This is a genomic window from Streptomyces lasiicapitis (assembly GCF_014646335.1).
Lineage (GTDB): Bacteria > Actinomycetota > Actinomycetes > Streptomycetales > Streptomycetaceae > Streptomyces > Streptomyces lasiicapitis.
In genome coordinates this window covers 82,696-104,598 of record NZ_BMNG01000006.1, presented here as the reverse complement: position 1 = coordinate 104,598, position 21,903 = coordinate 82,696, and the positions used below count along the sequence as shown (strand labels likewise).

The window sequence follows — 21,903 nt, the reverse complement described above, 5'->3', positions numbered from 1 at the left end:
TAGCCCCTCCGGCGTTTGAGGAGCGGGGGTCCGGGGGCAGAGCCCCCTGCCCGCGGCGAAGCCGCCAATCGATGCAGCGGGAAGGGGCGGGATTGGGGAACTCAACGTCCGGAACCGTCAGCCGCAACACCCGTACAGACAGCCCACCCCCGCGCAACGCGGCCCGCGCACAGCCCCGGGATCAGCGCCGTCGCCGTACCGGGAAACGGCAGGTCCGTACGTACGCGCTGCCCGGCGACCGGCACCGCCTCCGCCACCCGGAAGCCGTCCGCGAGCGCGGTGAGGCAGGCGGCCGGGTCGAGGAGGGAGGTGAGGTCGGAGTGGGTGAGGAGGCGGGTCATGGGTCGATCGTGCCAGGCGGGCGGGGCGCGGGTCCTGGTCCAGGGCCTGGTCCGGGGCCGGGTCCTGGTCCGGGTCCTGGTCCGGGTCCGGCGGGCGAAGGCACCGGAAAGTACTGGCGCGGCGTCACACCCACGACCCGGTGGAACGCGGCGACGAAGGAGGACGCCGACGCGTAGCCCACGCGGTGGGCCACCGCCTCGACCGTCAGGCCGTCGGCCAGCAGCGGCATCGCGGCCTGCATCCGCAACCGCTCCCGCCACTGCCCGAACGGCAGCCCCGTACCGGCGGCGAAGAGCCGCGCCAACGTGCGGGCGCTGACGCCGACTTCGGCTGCCCAGGCCGACAGGGGTCGGCCGTCGCCGGGCGCGGCGGCCAGCGCGCGGGCGACCTCGCGGGCGCGGGGGTCGCGGGGCTCCGTCACGGAGAGGCTGGTGACGGGGACGGGGGTCAGTACGTCGAGGAGGACCCCCTCCGCGCGGGCGCGGGCGTCCGGGGCGAGGTCCGCGCCGGAGAGGTGGTCGATCAGGGCGCGCAGGAGCGGGGGCGCGGCGAGGACGGTGGGGTCGGTCCAGGCGGCGACCGGGGCGGGGCAGCGGGCCGGGGTCACGTACGGGGCACGCATCAGGGCGTCGCCGGCGGCCTCGGTCGCGTGCGGGACGCCCGCCGGGATCCACAGGGCGAGCGTGGGTGGCAGCAGCCACGCCCCGTCCGCGGTGCGGATGCGCAGCAAACCCCGCTCGGACCAGGCGAGTTGGTGCACGGGGTGGGTGTGCGTGGCGAAGCGGAGGCCTCGCGGCATGGCGAAGCTGCCGACGAAGACGGCGGTGGGCGGATTGGGATAGGAGCTCGGCCGCAGCCCCGGATCCCGGCTCAGACCCTGCCCCTGCCCCTGGTGTCCGTTCCGCGACATGAGTCGGCAGCGTAGCCCGTGGAGGACACGGACGGGCCCGACCTAGCGTCGTACGCATGCCGATGAACCGAGCACACCGCAAGCTGTGCAGCTCCGAGAAGTGGGCACAGACCACGAAGGACATGATCCTGCCGTTCGCCCTGGAGGACGTCCCCCTCGGCGACGACGTACTGGAGATCGGCCCCGGCTACGGCGCCAACCTGCGCGTACTCGTCGAAGACGTCCCGCGCCTGACGGCAGCCGAGGTCGACGGCGAAACCGCGGCCATGCTCCAGGAGAAGTGGGGCTCGCGTGCCCGGGTCCTGCACGCGGACGGCGCCGATCTCCCCCTGCCCGACGCGTCGTTCGACTCGGTCGTCTGCTTCACGATGCTCCACCACGTCCCTACAGCCACCCAGCAGGACCGGATCTTCGCCGAGGCCTTCCGGGTGCTGCGGCCGGGCGGGGTGTTCGCAGGCAGCGACAGCCTCCCCGGCTTCCGCTTCTGGCTCCTCCACCTCGGCGACACGAACAACACGGTCGACCCGGAGCGGCTGCCCGCACGGCTCGCGGCGGCGGGCTTCACGGAGATCGCGGTGACACGGCACGCGTCGGGCGGCGGGATCAGGTTCCGCGGCCGGAAGGGGAGTTGAGCAGCGGGAGTGCCGCGCAGGTCGCGGCGGCGAGGACCGCGGCGACGGTCAGGATCTGCGGGGGTGTGAGGTGCGTGTGGTCCGTGAGGAGGGTGACCGCGTACGGGGCGAACATTCCCGTGTACGCGGCTGTCCAGAAGTACGACGTCAGGCGGGCCAAGCTGTGCGGAGGTGCGGCGACGGCCACTTGGGTGAGGCCGTGGGTCAGGGTGAAGCCGTAGCCCGCGCCCAGGGTGGCCGCGGCAGCCATCGCCCACGGCTGGGAGTCGACGTGGGCCGCCCAGGCGGCCAGGGCGAGGCCGAGGGTGATGGCCAGGAGGCCTGCGCCGGCGGCCCCGTGGCGGCTTGCCGCTGCGCGGCGGGCGAGGGGTTGGACCAGGAGACCGGTTCCTGGGACGACGGCGGTGGCTATGCCGGTGTAGACGAGGCCCGCGTGGACAAGACCGGGGAGGGTGACGAAGCCGAGCGTGGGCGCGGCGAAGACCCAGGGGGCGAGGGGGAGAACGGTCCGGCGAAGCTGTCGTACCGGGTGGTCGGCGCCGTCACCGCCGGGGGCGACTGCCCCGCCGCTGTGGGCGTCCACCCCGCCACCGCTGCGCCCACGGCGCATGGCCACCGTCCGGGTTTCCGGTGCGCTGCGCGCCGCCAGCCAGGCACCCGCCGCCAGCAGAACGTGGGGAACGTAAGCCGTCACCATCGGATGCGGCGCCCACTCGGCGATGAGGGCGGCCGCCAGCCCGCCGGAGGCAAACCCCGCCGAGACGAACAGCCCCGCCCGGCGCGAAGCCGTCGACGCGGGGGCGCCCGACGCCACGTACGGCGGCGACGACAATTCCTTGATCCACGCGCTGCCCGCAGCAAGGAGGACACCCGCACTCACGCCCGTGAGGAAGCGCCCCGGCAGCAGCCACCCCGTTGCCGTCGCCCCCAGGGTGAGCAGCACCGTCGACAGCAGGTTCACCGCCAGCGCGGCCAGCGCGATGCGCCGCCGCCCCCGCCGGTCCGCGAGCGGCCCGGCAACCAGCAGCCCGGGGATGAGCCCCACGACGTACACCGCGAACAGCCCCGTGGCCGCCGAGTCGGTGAGCCCGAGCTCGGAGCGGTAGGCACCGAGAAGGGCCGAGAACTGGTTGGCGCTCCAGCCGGAAGCCAACATCATCCAGGCGGCACGTATCCCGTACCGGGGAGCGGGGGAGGGCTCGGCGGGCGCAGCCGCCAGGCCGGGCGGCGCAGGCGTTCGCGCAGGTGAGGGGGCAGATGTTTCGGCACTCATGGCCCCATTTCTAGGCGCACCGCCAGACCCCCCACCGCACCCGTTCACGATTCCTGAACGTGACCGGGGTGCCCCGCCGGTGCCCGCTTACGCTGGAGGACATGACCTCCTCCCCCCTCGACCTACGACTCCTGTCGTCGTTCCTGGCGGTCGTGGAGGAGGGCCACTTCGGGCGGGCCGCGGCCCGGCTGTTCCTGTCGCCGCCCGCGGTGACCGCACACGTGCGGCGCCTGGAGAGCGACCTTGCCACACCACTCCTGTACCGCAGCCCGGTCGCGCCCACCCCCGCCGGGGAACGCCTGGCCGGGCACGCGCGCACGCTCCTCGCGGCGTCGGCCGCTGCGCTCGACGACATGGCGGAGCTGGCTCACGGCGTGGGCAGGACGCGCCCCCTGCGCGTCGGCATCATGGGCCACGGCTCCGCCGAGCTGACCCCGGCGTCGATCAACGCGTACCGCCGGGCCAGGCCCGAAGTCCCCCTGGAAATCAGCCAGTTGGACTTCACCGAGCACGCCTCAGCCCTCGTCGAGGACCGTGTCGACGTCGCCTTCGTACGCCCGACACCGGACGACGACCGCGTCACCGCCGACGTCCTCACCACCGAACAGCGCATCGTCGCCGTACCCACGCACTCGGCCCTCGCCGACGCCCACGCCACCGGCGTCACCGTCGCGGACGTCGCCGACCTGCCCTTCGTCCGTGTCCCCGGACACACCCCGCGCCCCTTCACGGACTACCTGTACTTCGACGAGGCGGGCAGCCGCCGCGGCCCCGACTTCGCCGTCACCCCCCAGGAGGTCCTGACCAGCGTCATCATGGGCCGCGCCGCGGGCTCGGGCCTGAAGTCCTTCGCCCGCTACTACGCCTGGCCCGGCGCCGTCTTCGTACCCGTCGTCGACGCCCCCTGGGAGAGCAGCTACCTCGCCGTCCGCGCGAACGACGACAACCCGGAGGTGCGCATCTTCCGGGCGCTCGCGGTGGCGCTGGCGCGGGATCTGGGCCCGAGGATCGGCTGAACAGCCCGCGGCAGCCCCGTCCCGGCCCAGCGGCCCTAACCCAGCGGCCCTAACCCAGCACCTTCCCCACGTACTCCCCCAACCGCCCCCGGATCTCCTCCCCCGACATCCCCTCCACCACCACCAGATGCTCGATCAGGTCCGCCCGCACGGCCGCGATCAGCGCGTGGGCCGCGAAGGCGGCGTCGGACACCGTGTCCACCTCCGCGAGCGCGTCGCGTACGACGCCGTGCCACCAGCCGTAGTGCGCCGCCGCGTAGGGGCTTCCGGAACCCGCGTCCTCCAGGGCGACCGACAGATGGCGGTTGTCGAGCTTGAAGGCGAGGAGGGCGTCGAGGAGGGCGGGTACCCGGTCGCGGCCGGGCGTGCCGGGGCCGAGCGGTGGCGGACCGGTCTCGACGGCGGCGCGCACCGTCTCGGTACGGGCCGTGAACACGGCGCGGATCAGGCCGGTGCGGTCGCCGAAGCGGCGGAACAGCGTGCCCTTGCCGACACCCGCCGCCGCCGCGACCTGATCCATGGACACGCCACGCGGGCTGTCGCTGCGCGCGAACAGCTCATCGGCGGCGGCGAGGACGGCCTCGCGGTTGCGGGCCGCGTCGGCGCGGGCCTTGCGCTCGGTCATGGGGACACCTTTACAAAGTGGACTGGCAGTCCGTATCGTCAAGCGGACCGATAGTCCGAATCGTAGAGGACGGAGCCCTCCCATGCCCACCACGCCCGCCACCACGCCTGCCACCACACCCGCCGAACTGTTCCGCGACGGCGTCAAGCGCCTGCTCGCCAACGACGTGGCCGGCTGGGTCGACCTGTTCGCCGAGGACGGCGTCGCCGAGTTCCCCTTCGCGCCGGAGGGCTACCCGCGGCGCATCGAAGGCCGCGCCGCGATCGGCGAGTACCTGCGCGGCCTCGGCGCCCACGTCGAGTACCGGGCCGTCCCGGACATGAAGATCCACGAGACGGCCGCGCCGGAGACGATCGTGGTCGAGTTCCGCGCGACGGGCCGCGTCGTCGCGACGGACGGGCCCTTCGACATGTCGTACGTCGCCGTGGTGACCGCCAACGACGGCCGCTTCACGCACTACCGCGACTACTGGAACCCGCTGGCCATCCCCGACTCCCTCACGGAGGCCGTCAGCGCCTGAGCGCTCCGGGCGCGGCCCGCGGTACTGCGGGCGCGGCCCGCTCGACCGCCACCGACCCGTCCCGGTGGTCGAGCCGCACCCGGATCCGCTCCCCCGCCTCCGTGACCCTGGTCCGCACCCGCACCCCGTCCGGCAGCCCCTCGGCCGCCGGGCCCACCCCGGCCTCCGCCCGCACCCGGTCGAGGAGTTCGCGCATCGTCTTGGGGTCGGGATCGAGGCCGACGTACCAAGCCGTGCCGTCCCCGTACGCATGGCGGGTGACCGCCGGGCCGCCCCAGTCGTAGGCGACGACCTGTTCCGCGCCCTCGAGGCGGATCTCCTCCGCCCACGTGCCGTCGGCGCGCGGGTCGAACTCCTCCACCGTCAGGCCCAGGAGTTCACGGAAGGGCCCCGGGTAGCCGCCCAGGTGGACACGGTCGTGTTCGTCGGTGATGCCGGAGAAGTAGGACATCACCAGCGTGCCGCCGTCGCGTACGTATTCCGTGAGGCGGGCGGCCGCCTCCTGCGACACCGCGTAGAGGTGGGGGACGAGGAGCAGGCGGTACGCCGAGAGGTTCCCGTCCAGCGGGACCACGTCGCACGGGACCGACGCGTCGTACAGCGCCTTGTGGTACGCGAGCGCACCGTCCAGGTAGTCCACCCGGCTCGGGTGCGCGTCCGTCTCCAGCGCCCACCAGGCCGGCCAGTCGAGGAGCAGGGCCGCTTCGGCTCGGGCGGGCGTCGACCTCAACAGGGCGGGGTGGGCGGCCAGTTCGGCGCCCAGCTCCGTCACCTCGCGGAACACCCGCGTCTCGCGGCCCGCGTGCGGCACCATCGCCGAGTGGAACTTCTCCGCGCCGCCGCGCGACTGGCGCCACTGGAAGAAGAGGGCCGCGTCGGCGCCGTGCGCCACGGCCTGCCACGTGTCCAGGCGCATCCGGCCCGGCGGCTTGCGGCCGTTGTGGGGGCGCCAGTTGACGGCGGAAGGGGCCTGTTCGAGGAGCAGCCAGGGCTGGCCGTCGCGCAGGCCGCGCATCACGTCGTACGAGAAGGCGGTGCGCTGGGCGGCGTCCGGGTCGTGCGGGTCGGGATAGGAGTCGTACGAGATGACGTCCAGGTGCGGGGCCCAGCGGAACAGGTCGAGGGTCTTGGCGATGGGGACGAAGTTGGTGGTGACGGGGATGTGAGGGGTGATGCGGGACACCACCTCCTTCTCCGCCAGGTACGCGGCCAGGAGTTCGTCGGAGGAGAAGCGCCAGTAGTCCGCCCGCTGCGCCGGGTTGCGGAAGGACGGGGCCGCGCGCGGCGTGTGGATCTCCTCCCAGGTGCTGTAGCGCTGCGACCAGAACGTCGTCGACCAGGCCTCGTTGAGCGCGTCCACGGTGCCGTACCGCTCCCGCAGCCAGGTGCGGAACGCCGCCGCCGACACCTCGCAGTGGCAGTGGCGTGAGATGTGGCAGCCGTATTCGTTGCCGATGTGCCAGAGGGCGAGGGCGGGGTGGTGCGCGTAGCGCGTGGCGAGACGTTCGGTCAGGCGCACCGCGTAGCGGCGGTACACCGGGCTCGAAGGGCACCAGTGCTGGCGTGAGCCGGGGTGCAGGCGGGTGCCGTCCTCCATGACGGGGAGCGTCTCGGGGTGCAGGCGGGCCAGCCACGGGGGCGGCGACGCCGTCATCGTGGCCAGGCACACGGCCACGCCCGCCGCCGCGAGGCGGTCCATGTGGGCGTCCAGCCAGGTGAAGTCGTACGCGCCGGGCGTCGGCTCGGTGGTGGCCCAGGCGAAGATGCCGAGCGTCACGAGGTTCACGCCCGCCTCGCGCATCAGCTCCATGTCCTCGGCGTGCGTCTCGGGGCCCCACTGCTCGGGGTTGTAGTCCCCGCCGTACGCGAGCGACGAGAGCTTGTCGTAGAAGTGGTCCAGGCGCACGGAGCCGCCCTCACCTGTCGGGTTCATCCCACGCCCCTCGTCTCCTGCCCCGCCCGCGCCTCGATCCCGCGGAAGTGGTCCGCCATCGCCCGCTGCGCGGCGCCCACGTCGCCCGCGCGCAGCGCCGTCACTATGTCGCGGTGCCTGCGTACGGTGACCTCCGGCGCCGGATCCTTGGACCAGCCGCGCACGCCCGCCACCCGGTGGAAGACGTGCCAGAACGCGCCGAGGAGCTGCGGCACGAGCGCGTTGCCGAGCGGCCGGTAGAGCACCTCGTGGAACTCCCGGTCCAGCTCGGGGAAGGCCTCGCCGGCCACCGCGCACGCCTCCATCCGGCCCACCAGATCCTCCAGTTCGCTCAAGGTCGCGTCGGTGAGCGACGCCGCCACCTCACGCACCAGACCCTCCTCCAGGACCGCGCGGACCTGGAGGATCTCGGCGAGCGCGTGCGTGTCGTCGGTGAGCTGGACCAGGGTGCGGAAGGTCAGGCCGTCGGCGAGGGGGGTGAGGGAGGCCTGGCCGACGTAGGTGCCGTAGCCGTGCCGGATCTCCACGATGTCCAGGGCCTGGAGGGCCTTGAGGGCCTCGCGGACGGAGTTCCGGCTGACGCCCAGCTCCTCCATCAGCTCGGCCTCGGTCGGCAGCAGGGCGCCGGGGCGCAGCCGCCGGTCCAGGATGAGCTGCGTCACCTCTTGCTGGACCTGGCTGCTCACACGCCGTTCACGGATGGGCTCCTGAGGCATGCGCCACATCGTAGGCACGGATGACATCCCACGTCCCACCTCCGGACGAGACTTCTCCGAATACGACCCGTACCGCCCGCCGGTTCGCCCGTCGTTCAGGCCCGCGCGACTCATCGGTTCGCCCGTCGTTCAGGCCCGCGCGACTCATCGGTTCGCCTGTCGTTCAGGCCCGCGTCACCTGCCGGTTCGGGCTCGTGCGGCCCGCCGGGCCCCGGCCCGAAATCCGTGGCCGCCGTGATCCACGGGCCCTCAATTCCGATCCGGGAACAGCCGGTTCTGATCCGTGCGCGTTCTCTTGACCGGCACTCGCGGCCCTCTTATGGTCGCCACGCCAGCACGACGTAGGACGTGGGATCTCCCACCGGAAGAACTACCTCCCTCTCACCCGGCACTTGGGGAGCAGGCCTCCCCACTCCTTCATGGAGGCACTGTGAGCCACCTGATCCCCGTGACGCGCGACGGCGGGCCCGGCCCCGACCGGCGGTCCTTCCTCAAGTACACCGGCGCTCTCGGCGCGGCGGCGGGACTCACCAGCACGCTCGCGGCCTGCTCGGGACCGGAGTCCACGAACGACACCGGTGGCGGCGGCAAGGACGGCGGCACCCTGACGGCCGTCATCGGCTATGGCAACGACGGCAGTTGGGACCCCACGCAGACGGCGTCGGCGTTCGCGATGGCAGGCAACGAACACATCTACGAGGCGCTGCTCGGCACGGACCCGATCACCCGGGATCCCTACCCGCAGCTCGCCACGGCGGTGCCCGCCGACCTGAAGGCGACGACGTGGAAGTTCGAGCTGCGCGCGGGCGCCAAGTGGCACGACGGCAAGCCCGTCACGGCCGACGACGTCGTGTTCGTGTTCGAGCGGATCCTGGACCCGAAGACGCAGACGCTGGCCAAGGGCTTCTTCGCGAGCTGGCTGAAGGAGGTCAGGAAGGTCGACGCGCAGAACGTCGAGCTGATCCTCAAGTTCCCCTTCCCGGACGGCGCGGCCCGCCTGACGCTCGCGAAGATCATGCCGAAGCACGTGTACTCCAAGCCGGGCGCGTGGGACGACGCGACCAAGGGCAAGGCCATCGGCTCGGGCCCGTACAGGCAGACCGCCCACAACCCGAAGTCGAACACGACCTTCGAGGCCTTCGCCGACTACAACGGCCCGCGCAAGGCCGCCTTCAAGAAGATGAACTGGCTGACGATCGTCGACGCGGCGCCGCGCGTCGCGAAGATCTCCGGCGCCAGCGCGGACGCCGAGATCTCCGACAACATTCCGTACGCCAACATCGAGCAGCTCAAGAAGGGCGGCATGACGGTCGAGGGCGGGGCCGGCATGAACAACCTCTTCCTGATGTTCAACACCGCGCACAAGCCGTTCGACGACGTGCGGGTGCGCCAGGCGCTGCACTACGCCATCGACCGGGAAAAGATGATCGAGGTCGCTCTGAAGGGCCACGGCAAGGGCGCGTCGTCCTTCCTCAACGAGGGCAACCCGAGCTACCGGCCCGCGAAGACGGTCTACGAGTACGACCCGAAGAAGGCGAAGGCGCTCCTGAAGGAGGCCGGGGTCGACAACCTCAAGATCAACATCATGGCGGTCAACGTCAGCTGGATCGTCGACTGCCTGCCGACCATCAAGGCGTCCTGGGACGCGATCGGCGTACAGACCACGCTCGACCCGCAGGAGACCACGGCCGTCTTCACCAAGATGGACCAGAAGAAGGACTACCAGGTCGTCGCCGCCGCATCGAACCCCAACCAGTTCGGCATCGAGGCGGACCTGATCATGCATTACAACTACGGGCCCGACAACCTGTGGATGGGTTACGCCCGCTGGGCGAAGAACTCCCGCGCCAAGGAGTTGTTCCGCCTCATGGACCAGGCGACACGCGAGCCGGACACCTCCAAGAAGAAGACGATGGTGCAGGACTACATCGACATCGTCGCCGAGGAGGCCGTGCTCTACCCCGTGGTGCACAACGAGCTGATGACGGCGTGGGACCCCAAGCAGCTCACCGGTGTCCGCGCCCAGCCCTACCCCGGGATCAACCTCCTCCAGGCCAAGTGGGTCTGAGCGACTTGAACAATCCATGCGCCGTCAGCGATCGAGGAGGCCGTACGCCGTGATCGACCAGAGGAGCGTCAAGCAGTGACCGCGATCCTCCGCATCCTGGCCCGCCGCATCGCCCTGCTCGTCCCGCTGCTGCTCGGCATCGTGCTCTTCGTGTTCCTGGTGATGCGGTTCTCCGACATCGACCCGGCGTCGGCGTTCTACCAGGGCGCGAACCCCACGCAGGAGCAGCTGCACCAGTTCCGCGAGGACAACGGCCTGCTCGATTCGCTGCCGGTGCGGTACGTGCACTTCGTGGGCGATCTGCTCGGCGGCGACATGGGCATCAGCGTCCTGACCCGCTCGCCGGTGATCGACCAGATCACGACCGCGCTGCCGCTGACCATGCAGCTGACCTTCCTCGGCCTCGGCATCGCGGTGCTGCTCTCGCTGCCGCTCGGCGTGACCGCCGCGATCTACCGCGACCGGCTGCCCGACCAGATCATCCGCGTCATCTCCCTGACCGGCGTCGCGGCGCCCGGCTTCTGGCTGGCCCTGCTGATGATCCAGTACCTGGCGGTCGACCTGGGCTGGTTCCCCACCGGCGGATACGTCAATCCGGGCGACTCCTTCACGGGGTGGCTGAAGACGATGACGCTGCCCGCGCTCGCCCTGTCCCTGCCCGTGGCCGCCCAGATGACCCGCATCGTGCGCACGTCCGTCGTCGAGGAACTCGACAAGGACTACGTGCGTACGGCAGTCGGCAGCGGCCTGCCGCCGGTCGTGGTCGTCGGCCGCAACGTCCTGCGCAACGCCCTCATCAACCCGCTGACCGTGCTCGGTCTGCGCGTCGGCTATCTGCTCGGCGGCGCGGTCGTCATCGAGACGATCTTCTCGCTGCCGGGCATGGGCAAGCTCATGATCGACGCGGTGAAGAACGGCGACCCGGCCGTCGTGCAGGGCGTCGTCATCACCACGGCGGTCGGCTTCGTCGTGGTGAACCTGGTGATCGACATCCTCTACTTGCTGGTGAACCCGCGATTGAGGGGAACCTCCTGATGCTCCAGTCGCGCAAGAAGCTGACCGAGCGGCTGTCCCTGCCAGGCATCCGGCTGCGCTCCCTCAAGAAACTGCCGGTGCTCTCGCGCATCGCGCTCGTCGTCGTCACCGTCGTCGTCCTCGTCGCCGTGTTCGCCCCGCTGCTCGCCCCGCACGACCCGCTGGACCAGCAGTCGCTCGTCGGCGGCACCGGCGCCCCGTCCGCCGACCACTGGATGGGCCAGGACAGCCTGGGCCGGGACATCCTCAGCCGGCTGATGTACGGCGCGCGCTGGTCGCTCGCCATCGGCCTGGGCGCGACTTCGCTCGCGCTGGTCGTCGGCGCGGTCATCGGCGCGATCGCGGCGACCTCGCGCAAGGCGGTCGACGAGACGCTGATGCGCTGCCTGGACGTCGTGATGGCGTTCCCCGGCATCGCGCTCGCGGCCGTACTCGTCGCGGTCTTCGGCGGCGGCATCACCGTACTGATCTGCGCGATCGCCTTCCTGTTCACACCACCGATCGCCCGTGTCGTACGCGCCAACGTGCTCGATCAGTACGGCGAGGACTACGTCGTCGCCGAGCGGGTCATCGGCGCGCGCACCCCGCACATCGTCATCAAACACGTCGCGATCAACTGCGCCGCCCCGATCCTGGTGTTCTGCACGGTGCAGGTGGCCGAGGCGATCGTGTTCGAGGCGTCGCTCTCGTTCATCGGCGCGGGCGTGCGGCCGCCCGACCCGTCCTGGGGCAGCGTCATCGCCGACGGCAAGAACATGGTCCTGATCGGCGGCTGGTGGGCGACGGTCTTCCCCGGCCTGCTGATGCTCCTGACCGTGCTCTCCCTGAACGTGCTCTCCGAGGGCGTCTCCGACGCCTGGGCCGCGCCGTCCGGACGCGACGTCACCGGCGCCGGGCGCAAGGACGACCCGGTCGAGGCGCCGGAGCCGGGCAGCGGCGAGGTCCTGCAACTGCCCGGTCTGACCGAGGCCGCGGAACGGCTGCGCTCGCGGGCCAGGCCGCTGCCGGACGGCTCGCCCGTGCTCAGTGTCCGGAACCTCGCGATCGGCTTCGACGAGCGGCACGCGGGCGTGGACATCGTCGACGGCATCAGCTTCGAGGTGCGACCCGGCGAAGTCCTCGGCCTGGTCGGCGAGTCGGGCTGCGGCAAGTCCCTGACCGCGCTCACCGTGATGGGCCTGGAGCCCAAGGGCGCCCGGGTGCGCGGCCACGTCACCTTCGACGGGCAGGAGCTGATCGGCCTGCCGATGCGGGCCCGGCGCAAGCTCCTCGGCCACGACATGGCGATGATCTACCAGGACGCCCTGTCGTCCCTGAACCCGGCGATGACCGTACGCGCCCAGCTCAAGCAGGTCGTACGAAGGGGCGGACACCGCAGCCCCGAAGAGCTCCTCGAACTCGTCGGCCTCGACCCCGACCGCACCCTGCGCAGCTATCCGCACGAGCTGTCCGGCGGCCAGCGCCAGCGCGTCCTGATCGCCATGGCCCTGTCCCGCGACCCGAAGCTCATCGTCGCCGACGAACCCACCACCGCCCTCGACGTGACCGTGCAGGCCCAGGTCATCCAACTGCTCCTGCGGCTCCGCGCCGAGCTGGGCTTCGCGCTCATCCTGGTCTCGCACGACCTGGCGCTCGTCGCGGACGTCACCGACCGGGTCGCGGTCATGTACGGCGGGCAGATCGTCGAGACGGGCGTGACCGCCGACCTCGTCGAGGCCCCCACCCACCACTACACGCGCGGCCTGCTCGGCTCCGTCCTCTCCCTGGAGTCCGCGGCGCAGCGCCTCACGCAGATCAAGGGCGTCGTCCCCTCCCCCGCGGACTTCCCCGTCGGCTGCCGCTTCGCCGACCGGTGCCCGCTGGCCGACGACGAGTGCCGCTCCACCGCCCCCGAACTGCTCGGCGAGCCCTGGCACAAGACGGCGTGTCACCACCCGGCGATCGGCGGCGAGACAGCGGAGCCGCAGCTCCGAGGAAGCGAGGCGGTCCGTGACCGTAGCTGAGCCTGCACCCTCTGGGGCCCCCGGGGACCTGCCCGAGGAGGACCCCGCCGCCCTGGTCACGCTGCGCGACGCGCACGTCGTCCACAAGGCCCGCACCGGCGGCCTGTTCTCCCGCGACCGCGTGTTCGCCCTCACCGGCGCCGACCTGACCATCGCCCCCGGCGAGACCGTCGGCGTCGTCGGCGAGTCCGGCTGCGGCAAGTCGACGCTTGCGAAGGTCCTCGTCGGGGTGCAGCGGCCGACGTCCGGCGTCGTCGCGTACCGCGGCCGGGACCTGTGGGAGATGGGGGCCGCCGAGCGCCGCACCACCATCGGCACCGGCACCGCCATGATCTTCCAGGACCCCTCCACGGCCCTGAACCGCCGCCTGCCCATCCACAAGATCCTGCGCGACCCCCTCGACGTACACCGCCGCGGCACCCCCGGGCAGCGCGCCGACCGGGTGCGGGAGCTGATGAGCCTGGTCGGCCTGCCGCCGGTGCTCGCCGACGCGCTGCCGGGACAGCTCTCCGGCGGCCAGCGCCAGCGCGTCGCGATCGCCCGCGCGCTCGCCCTGGAACCGGAGCTGGTGGTGGCCGACGAGCCGACCAGCGCCCTCGACGTCTCCGTCCGGGCCCAGATCCTCAACCTGCTCCTGGACCTGAAGGAGCGTCTGAACCTCTCCCTGGTCTTCGTCTCGCACGACATCCAGACGGTACGAAGGATGAGTGACCGGGTCATCACCATGTACCTGGGCCGGATCGTCGAGGAGTCCCCGGCCGCCGAGATCCTGGACAACGCCCGGCATCCGTACACCCGGGCGCTCTTCTCGGCCACGCCCGGACTGCTCGACCCGATCGACCCGATTCCGCTCGTCGGCCCGGTACCGTCGGCCACACGGCCGCCCAGCGGCTGCCCCTTCCGCACCCGGTGCTGGAAGGCCGACGAGGTGTGCGCGACGGACATGCCGGACGTCGCGGACGCGGGCGCCGATCACCGCTACCGGTGCCACCACCCCGTGCTGGCGGGCGAGTCCACCCGGGACCTCGTCAGCCAGTCGTCCGCAGCGACGGCCGCCGCCACGGCCACGTCCAAGGAGACTCCATGACGCTTCCTCCCCTCTTGACCGGTGTCGTCCCGCCCGTGTGCACCCCCCTGACCCCGGACAACGAGGTGGACGTCGCGTCCCTCGAGCACCTCGTCGACCATCTCGTCGGCGCCGGCGTCGACGGGCTCTTCGTGCTCGGGTCGTCCTCCGAAGCCGCGTATCTGCCGGACGGGCACCGCAAGCTCGTCGTCGAGACCGTCGTACGGCACGTGGCCGGGCAGGTGCCCGTCCTCGCCGGTGCCATCGACATGACGAGCCTGCGCGTCCTCGACCACGTCCGCGCCGCCGCCGACGCCGGGGCGGACGGGGTCGTCGTCACCGCGCCCTTCTACACCCGCACCCACCCCGCCGAGATCGCGGGCCACTTCCGCCTCGTCGCCTCCCGCGGCGAACTCCCCGTCTTCGCCTACGACCTCCCCGTCTCCGTCCACTCCAAGCTCGACGCGGACCTCGTGCTCGAACTCGCCGCCGACGGGTCGCTCGCCGGCCTCAAGGACTCCAGCGGCGACGAAGGCTCTCTGCGGCGGGTGATCCTCGGTGCCCGCGCGCGCACCGACGTCCACGACTTCGCCGTGCTCACCGGGTCCGAGCTGACCGTCGACTCCGCGCTCGCGATGGGGGCGGACGGCGTCGTCCCCGGGCTCGGGAACGTCGACCCGGACGGCTACGTACGTCTCTTCCGGTACGCCCGTGCCGGGGACTGGGAGCGGGCTCGGGCCGAGCAGGAACGGTTGTGCGCGCTGTTCCGGATGGTGTCGGTGGGCGATCCCCACCGGATGGGCGCCAGCTCGGCGGGGCTCGGCGCGTTCAAGGCCGCGCTGCACCTCCGCGGCGTCATCGCCTGCCCCCTCACGGCGGCGCCCCAGATCCCGCTCTCCGCGGCGGAGACGGAACAGGTGGGCAAGCACCTGGCGGCGGCGGGGTTGCTGTAGTCCTTCGCGGGGCGCCGAACCCGGGGGCGCTGCCCCCGGAGCCAGCCCATCTCAGCCCGTCCGGCGTTTGAGGACGAGGCCGTTCAGGCCGATGAGCGGGGTCCAGGGGCGGCAGCCCCTGGTTACGGGAAGGGGCGGGACTGGGGAATGCCCCGCAGGGCTACGCCGGCACCCTTCGCCACACCACGCGTTCGTACGTCCCGGCGACACCCGTCTCGTACAGGACACCGACGAGCCCCGGCCCCACCTCCACCAAGTCCGAATAGCCCGCCCGGTCCTGGGACAGGGTCAGGAGCTTGGTGAAGGTGCGGCCCGCGTCGCGGCTGCGCCAGAGGGCCATGGCCTGGCGGGCGGTGGGGACGGAGGGGCCGGAGAAGAGGAGGGAGCCGGACCAGCCGCTCGTCTGGAGGACGCTCGCCTGGACGACGGGCACGTCGTTGAGGGTGGGCTGGACGGCGTAGGGCCGGGAGAGGGTGCGCCCGCCGTCGGAGGAGTAGGAGTCGAGCCGGTTGCCGACGGCGACGCCGTGCTGGTCCCGGGAGCTGAGGTAAAGGCGCCCGTCGGGAAGCTGCGCGGCGCTGGACTCGTTGGAGTTGTGCTCGCCGTCGTAGGTGTCGTCCACGAACCCGATGTGCCAGGAGCGCCCGTGGTCGTCGCTGTAGAGCGCGTGCCCGCCGTAGTACTTGGGCTCCTGCCCGTTGTCGGAGGACCCGGGCGCGGGCGCGGCGGAGTGATTGGCGGGCACGACGAGCCGCCCGGCGTACCGCCCGTGGGTGAGCGCGACGGCGTGCCCGGGCCCGGTGGCGTACCACCGCCAGTGGGGCAGCTTCACGGCGGACGTGATCTCGCGCGGCAGGGAGAAGCTGCGGCCGTCGTCGCGGCTGCTCTGCACGAAGACGCGCCGGCTCTGCGCGGCCGTGACCTCGCCGCGCATGATCTGCCCCTCGGTGACGGCACCGCTGTTGTAGGACGTGAGCAGGACGACCCGCCCGGTCCTGGGGTCGACGACGGGCGCCGGGTTGCCCCGGGTGTCGCCGTTGCCCGCGGCGACGACGGCGAGCGGGCCCCACGTACAGCCGCCGTCGGTGGAGCGCCGCAGCACGACGTCGATGTTGCCGGTGTCGGAGGCGCTGGCGCGCCGCCCCTCGGCGAAGGCGAGGAGCGTGCCGCGGTCGGTGCGGACGACGGCGGGGATGCGGAAGGTGTCGTAGCCGTAGGTGTCGGCGGTGTACGGCACGGACGTGGAGCAGCCGGGCAGGCGGCCGGTCGAGGCGGCGGCGGAGGGGCCGCCGAGACCGGCGAGGGCGGTGAGCCCGGCCGCGGCGGCCAGGGCGAGGGCGGCGGCGGTGAGGCGGTGGCGGACGGAGGGACGTCTCCTGCGGATCACGCGGCTCGTGTCGCTCATGCGGCTCATACGGCTCCTCACGGCGGGACGTGGGACGTAGGACGTCCCGCGTGAAGCTAGTGCGCCCCTGGCGGTACGACAATACCCCTGCGTAGCGACAGAGTTGACGATGTGTTGACGCACGAGAGTGACGGCCGCGCATTCGTGGGGGTCGGGCAGCCCCGGTCAAGGCCGCGGAGCAGCGTCCGTCAGGGTGTCAGGCCCGGTGTCACCAGGCCCGATTCGTAGCCGAGGATCACCAGCTGGGCGCGGTCCCGTGCGCCCAGCTTTCCCATGATGCGGCTGACGTGCGTCTTCGCGGTGAGGGGGCTGAGGCCGAGTGCCTCGGCCACCTCGGTGTTGTTCAGGCCCCGCGCGACCAGCGTCAGGACCTGCCGTTCGCGGTCGGAGAGGGCGCCGAGGGAGGCGGGCGCGGGCGCGTCGGTCTCCGGGGTCGCGGGCTGGCGCAGCACGCGGGCGATGAGGCGGGCGGTGGGGCCGGGCGACAGGAGGGATTCGCCCGCGGCGACGGTGCGGATCGCGTCGAGCAACTCGGCGGGCCGGGTGTCCTTGACCAGGAAGCCGGACGCCCCGGCGCGCAGCGCCTCGACCACGTGCTCGTCGGTGTCGTACGTGGTGAGCATCAGGACCTTCACACCGGCCAGGTCCTCGTCGGCGGCGATCAGGCGGGTGGCCTCGATGCCGTCGAGGTCGGGCATGCGGATGTCCATGACGATCAGGTCGGCGCGCTCGGCGCGGGCCAGGTCGACGGCCTCGCGCCCGGTCCCCGCCTGCCCGACGACCTGCATGTCCCGCGCGGACTCCACGAGCATGGCGAAGGCGGCCCGCACGAGCGCCTGGTCGTCCGCGAGCAGCACCCGTATCGCACTGCCGTCCTGGTGCACCGGAGTCACCCGTCCCCCTCTTCCAGCGATTCCTGCTCTTCCCGGCCCCGTCCCAGCGGCAGCGCCGCCGCCACTTCGAAGCCCCGCGCCCCGTCCGCCCTGGGCCCCGCCTCCAGCGTGCCGCCCACGATGCGGACCCGCTCCCGCATCCCGACGAGCCCGAATCCGGACGCGTCACCGGCCGCCGCGCTCCCGGCCCCGGCCGGGGCCGACACCGCCTTCCCCGCCCTGGCCGGGGGGACCGCCGCAGACACCGCCGACGCCACCCCCACCCCGTCGTCCCGCACCGTCACCCGCAGTTCCCCGGCCGCCTCCTCTATCCGCACCGCCACGCTCAGGCCGGGCCCGCCGTGGCGTACCGCGTTGGTGAGGGCCTCCTGCACGATGCGGTACGCCGCCGCGCCGACCGCGGGCGGGGCCGCCGGGTCCGGCGGGCGCACCGCGAGGTCGACCTTCGCGCCCGCCGTGCGCGCCGCGTCCGCGAGGTCGCCGATGCCGTCGAGGCCGGGCAGCGGGCCGCGGTACTCGTCGGCGGCGCCCGGGGCGCCCGGGCCGTCGCCCGCGCTTGAGGTCCGCAGCACCTCGAGGGTCGCCCGCAGCTCGCCGCGCGCGGTGCGGCAGGTGTCCGCGATGTCGTCGAGGGCGCCCGCGATGGCCGCGCGGTCCAGGCGTTCGGGGTCGGCGGCGAGTACGTGCGCGGCGACCGAGGTCTGCACGCCGACGAGGGTGATGCTGTGCGCGAGCAGGTCGTGCAGGTCGCGGGCGACCCGCAGCCGCTCCTCGGCGACGCGGCGGCGCGCCTCCTCCTCGCGGGTGCGTTCGGCGCGCTCGGCGCGTTCGACGACGGAGTCGACGTACTGCCGGTGGACGCGGACGTACGTACCGAAGATCAGCACGGCGACGATCCAGCCCGCGATCCGCACGACCTCCGTGGCCGGGTCCCTGCCGATGCCCGAGTTGACGACGAACATGATGGCGATGATGTGCAGGCCGGTCAGGAGCGCGCGGCGGGGGCGCCCGGAGACGGCGACGGAGTAGAGGGCGACCATGCCGACGTGGGTCGCGGCGGCGTGCGTGTAGTCGAGGGCGTGGTACGGCCCGACGAGGGCCATGGTGGCGAGCATCGCCGTCATCGGCCTGCTGCGGCGCCAGATCAACGGAACGTGGGCGCCGACCAGGAGCGCCCAGCCGAGCGCGTCGGGCGTCCGGCCGTCCTTGACCAGGAAGGTGAGGACGACGGCGAGCCCGGCGAGGTGCGCCGCGAGGAGGGCGTCCTGCCGGAACGCGCGCGGCGTCCCCGGCACGGCTCCGGAGAACGGCCACCACGGGCGCGAGTCGGACGGCGGGTACGGCACGTCGTCGGCTCCCCCTTCCCCTGCGCGCGTCGCGGGTGCGTCCATGCGTGGCCCTCATCTTCCTGTACGACGGCGCCCCTCGGGCAGTGAGGGGCGCCGCGGTAGGTGGGTCAGGGCGTGCGGACCAGTTCCGGAGTGCTGGACTCCGGCTCCGCCGGCGGGGTCTTCGCCTTCGACAGCGGCCCCGGCCACCACACCTTCCGTCCCAGGGCCAGGCTCGCGGACGTCACCAGATACGTACGCACCAGGAAGGTGTCCAGGAGTACGCCGACCGCGATGACGAAGCCCAGTTCGACGAGCTGGACCATCGGCATGCTGGTGAGGACGGCGAACGTCGCGGCGAGGACCAGGCCCGCGGAGGCGATCACGCCGCCCGTGGTGCGCAGCGCGGTGAGCGCGGCCGGTCCCGTATCCGCCCCCGCCAGGCACTCCTCCCGCATGCGGTGCATGAGGAAGATGCCGTAGTCGACGCCGAGGGCGACGAGGAAGCAGAAGGACAGCAGGCCGAGTCCCGGGTCGGTGCCTTCGAAGCCGAAGACGGGCCCGAAGACGAGCCCCGCGATGCCCAGCGAGGCACCCCACACCGCGACGACGGCGAGGAGCAGCAGCAGCGGGGCGATCAGCGCGCGCAGCAGGACGACGAGGATGAGGAGCACCGCCGCGAGGACGATCGGTACGACGACCCACATGTCCCGCCGGTTGGTGTCCTCCAGGTCGATCTGCTCGGCGCTCGGCCCGCCGACGTACGCACCCCCCGGGTCCAGTTTGTCGCGGAGCCTCTCGATGGTCGCGGTCTCCGCCGCCGTCTGCGGCGTGGCCTTGGCGACGACGGAGATCTCGGTCCACTGCCCCGAACTCCGGCCGCGCTCCGCGCTGTCGACGCCCGGCACGCCCTTCGCGTCGGCGAGCACGCGGTCGGCGCGGTCGGTGGGCGCGATGACGCTGATGGGCTGGGTGCCGCGTTCGGGGTAGGCGGCGGCGAGGGTCTCCATCGCGGCGATGGAGTCGGGCTTGCTGGTGAAGGTGTCCTCCTGCTTGAGGTTCCCCGGCAGGGCGAACGCGCCCAGGGCCAGGGCTCCGAGCAGGACGGCGCCCGACGCGAGCACGGTGAGCGGGCGCCGTCCGGCCGACGAACCCATCGACTGGAACAGCGACTTCCGCTTCTTCGGTTCGCTGCCGAACGCGGGCACCAGCGGCCAGAACACCCGCCGCCCGAGGAGCACGAGCAGCGCGGGCAGCAGCGTCATCATCGCCACCAGCGCGCACAGCACGCCCAGGGCGCCAAGGGGCCCCATCCCGCGGCTGCTGTTGAGGTCGGCGGCGAGCAGGCAGAACAGGCCCGCGGCGACCGTGCCGGAGGAGGCGAGCACGGCGGGCCCGCAGCCGCGCAGGGCGGTACGCATGGCGTCGTACGGCCGCTCGATCCGGCGCAGTTCCTCGCGGTAGCGGGAGACGATAAGCAGCGCGTAGTCCGTGCCCGCGCCGAAGACGAGGATCGTCATGATGCCCGAGCTCTGGCCGCTGATCGGGGTGTCGAAGGCCTGGTTGAGGCCGTAGGCGACGCCCATGGAGAGGTAGTTGGCGACGCCGCCGACCGCGAGCGGCACCAGCCACAGGAACGGGCTGCGGTAGATCAGGATGAGCAGGACGGCGACGACGCCGACCGTCGTGTAGAGCAGCGGGCCGTCCAGGGACGTGTAGACCTCGCCCGCGTCGGTGGCGAGCGCGCCGGACCCGCCGACGTCGACCTTCAGCCCGTCCGCACCGTCGGGCGCCTTCACCACGTCCCGGACGTCGTTGACGAACGCGTCCCGCTTCTCCTCGTCCGTGCCCGGTGCGGTGCTCGCGACCGGGTACATGAGTGTCGACCCGTCCTTCGACGCCACCCCCGTGGGCGTCGACACGAGCTTCAACTCCCGCTCCACAGCGGCCACTTGACCGGCAGCCGTCTTGCGGTCGGCGGCGCTAAGGCCGCCGTCGCGGTGGTAGACGAGCACCAGCTCGGTGGTCTCGCCGCCGGGCAGCTTCTCCTCGATCTTGGCGACCTGCGTGGAGTCGGCGCTCGCGGGCAGATAGTCCACGGCCCGGTCGCGCTGTACGTCGCCGAGCTTCCCCGCGAACGGCCCGGCGAGCGCGAGCACGGCGACCCACAGGCCGAGCAGCGCCCAGGGCACGGCGCGTGGCCGTCGGCGCTTCGTCGTTGATGCGGCCCCCATCGGTGGGCCTCCCTCCGTGACGGTGTCTGACAGCGTCCAGACTTCCGTCGCGCGAGGGCTGATTCGTCGCGCCCGAGGGCGAGTTGGGGGTTACACCCGGGGGTGGCGCCGGGCCGCCGTTACTCCCTGGGGAGTACTGGGGAGCACTGGGGAGTACGTCAGCGGGGCGTGCGCGTCGCCGCCACGAGGAGGCGGGCCACGTCGTCGGGGTCGATGGTCAGGGCGCAGCCCGCCGTGGCGAGCACGTCGCGCTCGGCGGGCGTGTACGGCCCGTCGGCGAGGGCGATCCTGGCGCCCTGGAGGAGCAGCGCCTCGCGGCCCGCGGGGGCGAGGTGCGGGGCGAGCGGGCCGAGCGCCTCGTGGAGTTCGATGGCGAGGCCGGGCACGCAGTCCGGCTCGGCGAGCCGGCCTGTGTCGGCGGCGAGCGCGTCGACGAGGGCGCCGAGGCGTTCCTCGGTGCAGTCGTCGAAGCCGGCGCCGCGCAGGGTGGTGACGGCGGCGTCCAGGGCGGCGCGGGCGGCGCTGCCGCCGGTGGTCAGGACGGCGAGGACGACGGTGTGCACGGCGTCGCGGAGCATCGTGGAGAGCCGCACGGTCGTGGGGTGGTCGAGCGCCTCCAGGCCGAAGTGGTCCTGGCAGGCGGCGCATTCGACGACGGGCCCGGTCTCGCCGCGGGAGAGCAGCGGCACGCCGAGGAACACGAAGCGGCGACGGCCGGTGCGGCGTTGGTAGTTGCGGTCCCCGCCGCAGCCGGGGCAGAAGAACTCGCCGTCGCAGACGGTGGTCCAGGACGTGCGGACGCCGATCAGGCGGCCGCTCCGGCCGCCGAATGGTGCGGTTCTGCCGAAGATGCGGGATTCCCGGCCTTTTCGTCCCCGATCTGGCAGCACCACGCACCTCCATGACGCCGCGGCAGCCCTGCCGCGTTGGCGTGATGTTAGCCACATCGAT

19 protein-coding genes are annotated in these 21,903 nt (G+C 72.5%); 8 read left to right on the top strand and 11 right to left on the bottom strand.

Features of this window, described 5'->3' with window-relative positions; genetic code table 11:
• Positions 1–101: 101 nt before the first annotated feature.
• Positions 102–341 carry a hypothetical protein gene (locus IEY91_RS14595; protein WP_306309898.1) on the bottom strand — a complete coding sequence of 80 codons (240 nt, stop codon included), beginning with the start codon at positions 339–341 and terminating at the stop codon, positions 102–104.
• Positions 338–1,252 carry an AraC family transcriptional regulator gene (locus tag IEY91_RS14590; protein WP_189174266.1) on the bottom strand — a complete coding sequence of 305 codons (915 nt, stop codon included), beginning with the start codon at positions 1,250–1,252 and terminating at the stop codon, positions 338–340. Before IEY91_RS14590 ends, IEY91_RS14595 begins: the two co-directional genes overlap by 4 nt.
• 56 nt (positions 1,253–1,308) lie before the next feature.
• Between IEY91_RS14590 and IEY91_RS14585 the strand changes: the two genes are divergently transcribed.
• Positions 1,309–1,884: a class I SAM-dependent methyltransferase gene (locus tag IEY91_RS14585; RefSeq protein ID WP_189174265.1), complete on the top strand. Its 576-nt coding sequence runs from the start codon at positions 1,309–1,311 to the stop codon at positions 1,882–1,884.
• Here the strand turns inward: IEY91_RS14585 and IEY91_RS14580 are convergent.
• On the bottom strand, positions 1,856–3,043 hold the full coding sequence (locus IEY91_RS14580) for an MFS transporter (RefSeq protein WP_189174264.1): 1,188 nt from the start codon (positions 3,041–3,043) through the stop codon (positions 1,856–1,858). The genes IEY91_RS14585 and IEY91_RS14580 overlap by 29 nt on opposite strands.
• Positions 3,044–3,258: 215 nt before the next feature.
• Between IEY91_RS14580 and IEY91_RS14575 the strand changes: the two genes are divergently transcribed.
• Positions 3,259–4,173 (top strand): LysR family transcriptional regulator, encoded by a 915-nt coding sequence (locus IEY91_RS14575; protein WP_189174263.1) that lies wholly within the window; start codon positions 3,259–3,261, stop codon positions 4,171–4,173.
• Between the two features lie 49 nt (positions 4,174–4,222).
• Here the strand turns inward: IEY91_RS14575 and IEY91_RS14570 are convergent, their stop codons facing one another.
• A complete protein-coding gene (locus IEY91_RS14570; RefSeq protein WP_189174262.1) occupies positions 4,223–4,798 on the bottom strand; it encodes a TetR/AcrR family transcriptional regulator in 576 nt (191 codons plus the stop codon).
• An 82-nt stretch (positions 4,799–4,880) separates the two neighbouring features.
• Between IEY91_RS14570 and IEY91_RS14565 the strand changes: the two genes are divergently transcribed.
• On the top strand, positions 4,881–5,318 hold the full coding sequence (locus IEY91_RS14565) for a nuclear transport factor 2 family protein (protein ID WP_189174261.1): 438 nt from the start codon (positions 4,881–4,883) through the stop codon (positions 5,316–5,318).
• Here IEY91_RS14565 and IEY91_RS14560 read toward each other — a convergent pair.
• Together IEY91_RS14560 and IEY91_RS14555 are read right to left on the bottom strand one after the other, a co-directional pair.
• Entirely contained in the window at positions 5,308–7,251 is a 1,944-nt protein-coding gene (locus IEY91_RS14560; protein WP_189174260.1) for a beta-galactosidase, read from the bottom strand. The genes IEY91_RS14565 and IEY91_RS14560 overlap by 11 nt on opposite strands.
• Positions 7,248–7,976, bottom strand: a complete 729-nt coding sequence (locus IEY91_RS14555; protein ID WP_189174472.1) for a FadR/GntR family transcriptional regulator — start codon at positions 7,974–7,976, stop codon at positions 7,248–7,250. Before IEY91_RS14555 ends, IEY91_RS14560 begins: the two co-directional genes overlap by 4 nt.
• A gap of 430 nt (positions 7,977–8,406) precedes the next feature.
• On the opposite strand from IEY91_RS14555, the gene IEY91_RS14550 reads away from it, so the two are divergent.
• The 5 genes from IEY91_RS14550 to IEY91_RS14530 all read left to right on the top strand — a co-directional run bounded on the left by IEY91_RS14550 (position 8,407) and on the right by IEY91_RS14530 (position 15,092).
• Positions 8,407–10,035, top strand: coding sequence for an ABC transporter substrate-binding protein (locus IEY91_RS14550; RefSeq protein WP_164328549.1), 1,629 nt, complete (start codon positions 8,407–8,409; stop codon positions 10,033–10,035).
• A gap of 75 nt (positions 10,036–10,110) precedes the next feature.
• Positions 10,111–11,070, top strand: coding sequence for an ABC transporter permease (locus IEY91_RS14545; protein WP_189174259.1), 960 nt, complete (start codon positions 10,111–10,113; stop codon positions 11,068–11,070).
• Positions 11,070–13,073, top strand: a complete 2,004-nt coding sequence (locus IEY91_RS14540) for a dipeptide/oligopeptide/nickel ABC transporter permease/ATP-binding protein (RefSeq protein WP_189174258.1) — start codon at positions 11,070–11,072, stop codon at positions 13,071–13,073. Before IEY91_RS14545 ends, IEY91_RS14540 begins: the two co-directional genes overlap by 1 nt.
• A gap of 28 nt (positions 13,074–13,101) precedes the next feature.
• Complete coding sequence (locus IEY91_RS14535; RefSeq protein ID WP_189174471.1) at positions 13,102–14,160, top strand: oligopeptide/dipeptide ABC transporter ATP-binding protein; 1,059 nt, start codon at positions 13,102–13,104, stop codon at positions 14,158–14,160.
• The gene (locus IEY91_RS14530) at positions 14,157–15,092 is read left to right on the top strand and encodes a dihydrodipicolinate synthase family protein (RefSeq protein WP_189174257.1); all 936 of its coding nucleotides are present in this window, start codon (positions 14,157–14,159) and stop codon (positions 15,090–15,092) included. Before IEY91_RS14535 ends, IEY91_RS14530 begins: the two co-directional genes overlap by 4 nt.
• A gap of 160 nt (positions 15,093–15,252) precedes the next feature.
• Here IEY91_RS14530 and IEY91_RS14525 read toward each other — a convergent pair whose 3' ends face one another.
• The 5 genes from IEY91_RS14525 to IEY91_RS14505 all read right to left on the bottom strand — a co-directional run bounded on the left by IEY91_RS14525 (position 15,253) and on the right by IEY91_RS14505 (position 21,842).
• Entirely contained in the window at positions 15,253–16,506 is a 1,254-nt protein-coding gene (locus tag IEY91_RS14525; protein WP_164325208.1) for a sialidase family protein, read from the bottom strand.
• 179 nt (positions 16,507–16,685) lie between these two features.
• Entirely contained in the window at positions 16,686–17,390 is a 705-nt protein-coding gene (locus IEY91_RS14520) for a response regulator transcription factor (protein WP_268240872.1), read from the bottom strand.
• Entirely contained in the window at positions 17,387–18,781 is a 1,395-nt protein-coding gene (locus IEY91_RS14515) for a sensor histidine kinase (RefSeq protein ID WP_189174256.1), read from the bottom strand. The genes IEY91_RS14520 and IEY91_RS14515 overlap by 4 nt, the downstream gene beginning before the upstream one ends.
• Positions 18,782–18,846: 65 nt before the next feature.
• Positions 18,847–20,952 (bottom strand): MMPL family transporter, encoded by a 2,106-nt coding sequence (locus tag IEY91_RS14510; RefSeq protein ID WP_189174255.1) that lies wholly within the window; start codon positions 20,950–20,952, stop codon positions 18,847–18,849.
• Positions 20,953–21,110: 158 nt separating this feature from the next.
• Positions 21,111–21,842, bottom strand: coding sequence for a TerB family tellurite resistance protein (locus IEY91_RS14505; RefSeq protein ID WP_373287944.1), 732 nt, complete (start codon positions 21,840–21,842; stop codon positions 21,111–21,113).
• Positions 21,843–21,903: the final 61 nt, after the last annotated feature.

What these genes read in the sequence shown, in the direction of transcription:
- IEY91_RS14595 (WP_306309898.1), bottom strand. Translation starts at nt 341, where the DNA reads ATGACCCGCCTCCTCACCCACTCCGACCTCACCTCCCTCCTCGACCCG.
- IEY91_RS14590 (WP_189174266.1), bottom strand. Translation starts at nt 1,252, where the DNA reads ATGTCGCGGAACGGACACCAGGGGCAGGGGCAGGGTCTGAGCCGGGAT.
- IEY91_RS14510 (WP_189174255.1), bottom strand. Translation starts at nt 20,952, where the DNA reads ATGGGGGCCGCATCAACGACGAAGCGCCGACGGCCACGCGCCGTGCCC.
- IEY91_RS14575 (WP_189174263.1), top strand. Translation starts at nt 3,259, where the DNA reads ATGACCTCCTCCCCCCTCGACCTACGACTCCTGTCGTCGTTCCTGGCG.
- IEY91_RS14515 (WP_189174256.1), bottom strand. Translation starts at nt 18,781, where the DNA reads ATGGACGCACCCGCGACGCGCGCAGGGGAAGGGGGAGCCGACGACGTG.
- IEY91_RS14525 (WP_164325208.1), bottom strand. Translation starts at nt 16,506, where the DNA reads ATGAGCCGCATGAGCGACACGAGCCGCGTGATCCGCAGGAGACGTCCC.
- IEY91_RS14540 (WP_189174258.1), top strand. Translation starts at nt 11,070, where the DNA reads ATGCTCCAGTCGCGCAAGAAGCTGACCGAGCGGCTGTCCCTGCCAGGC.
- IEY91_RS14585 (WP_189174265.1), top strand. Translation starts at nt 1,309, where the DNA reads ATGCCGATGAACCGAGCACACCGCAAGCTGTGCAGCTCCGAGAAGTGG.
- IEY91_RS14565 (WP_189174261.1), top strand. Translation starts at nt 4,881, where the DNA reads ATGCCCACCACGCCCGCCACCACGCCTGCCACCACACCCGCCGAACTG.
- IEY91_RS14570 (WP_189174262.1), bottom strand. Translation starts at nt 4,798, where the DNA reads ATGACCGAGCGCAAGGCCCGCGCCGACGCGGCCCGCAACCGCGAGGCC.
- IEY91_RS14555 (WP_189174472.1), bottom strand. Translation starts at nt 7,976, where the DNA reads ATGTGGCGCATGCCTCAGGAGCCCATCCGTGAACGGCGTGTGAGCAGC.
- IEY91_RS14560 (WP_189174260.1), bottom strand. Translation starts at nt 7,251, where the DNA reads ATGAACCCGACAGGTGAGGGCGGCTCCGTGCGCCTGGACCACTTCTAC.
- IEY91_RS14580 (WP_189174264.1), bottom strand. Translation starts at nt 3,043, where the DNA reads ATGATGTTGGCTTCCGGCTGGAGCGCCAACCAGTTCTCGGCCCTTCTC.
- IEY91_RS14530 (WP_189174257.1), top strand. Translation starts at nt 14,157, where the DNA reads ATGACGCTTCCTCCCCTCTTGACCGGTGTCGTCCCGCCCGTGTGCACC.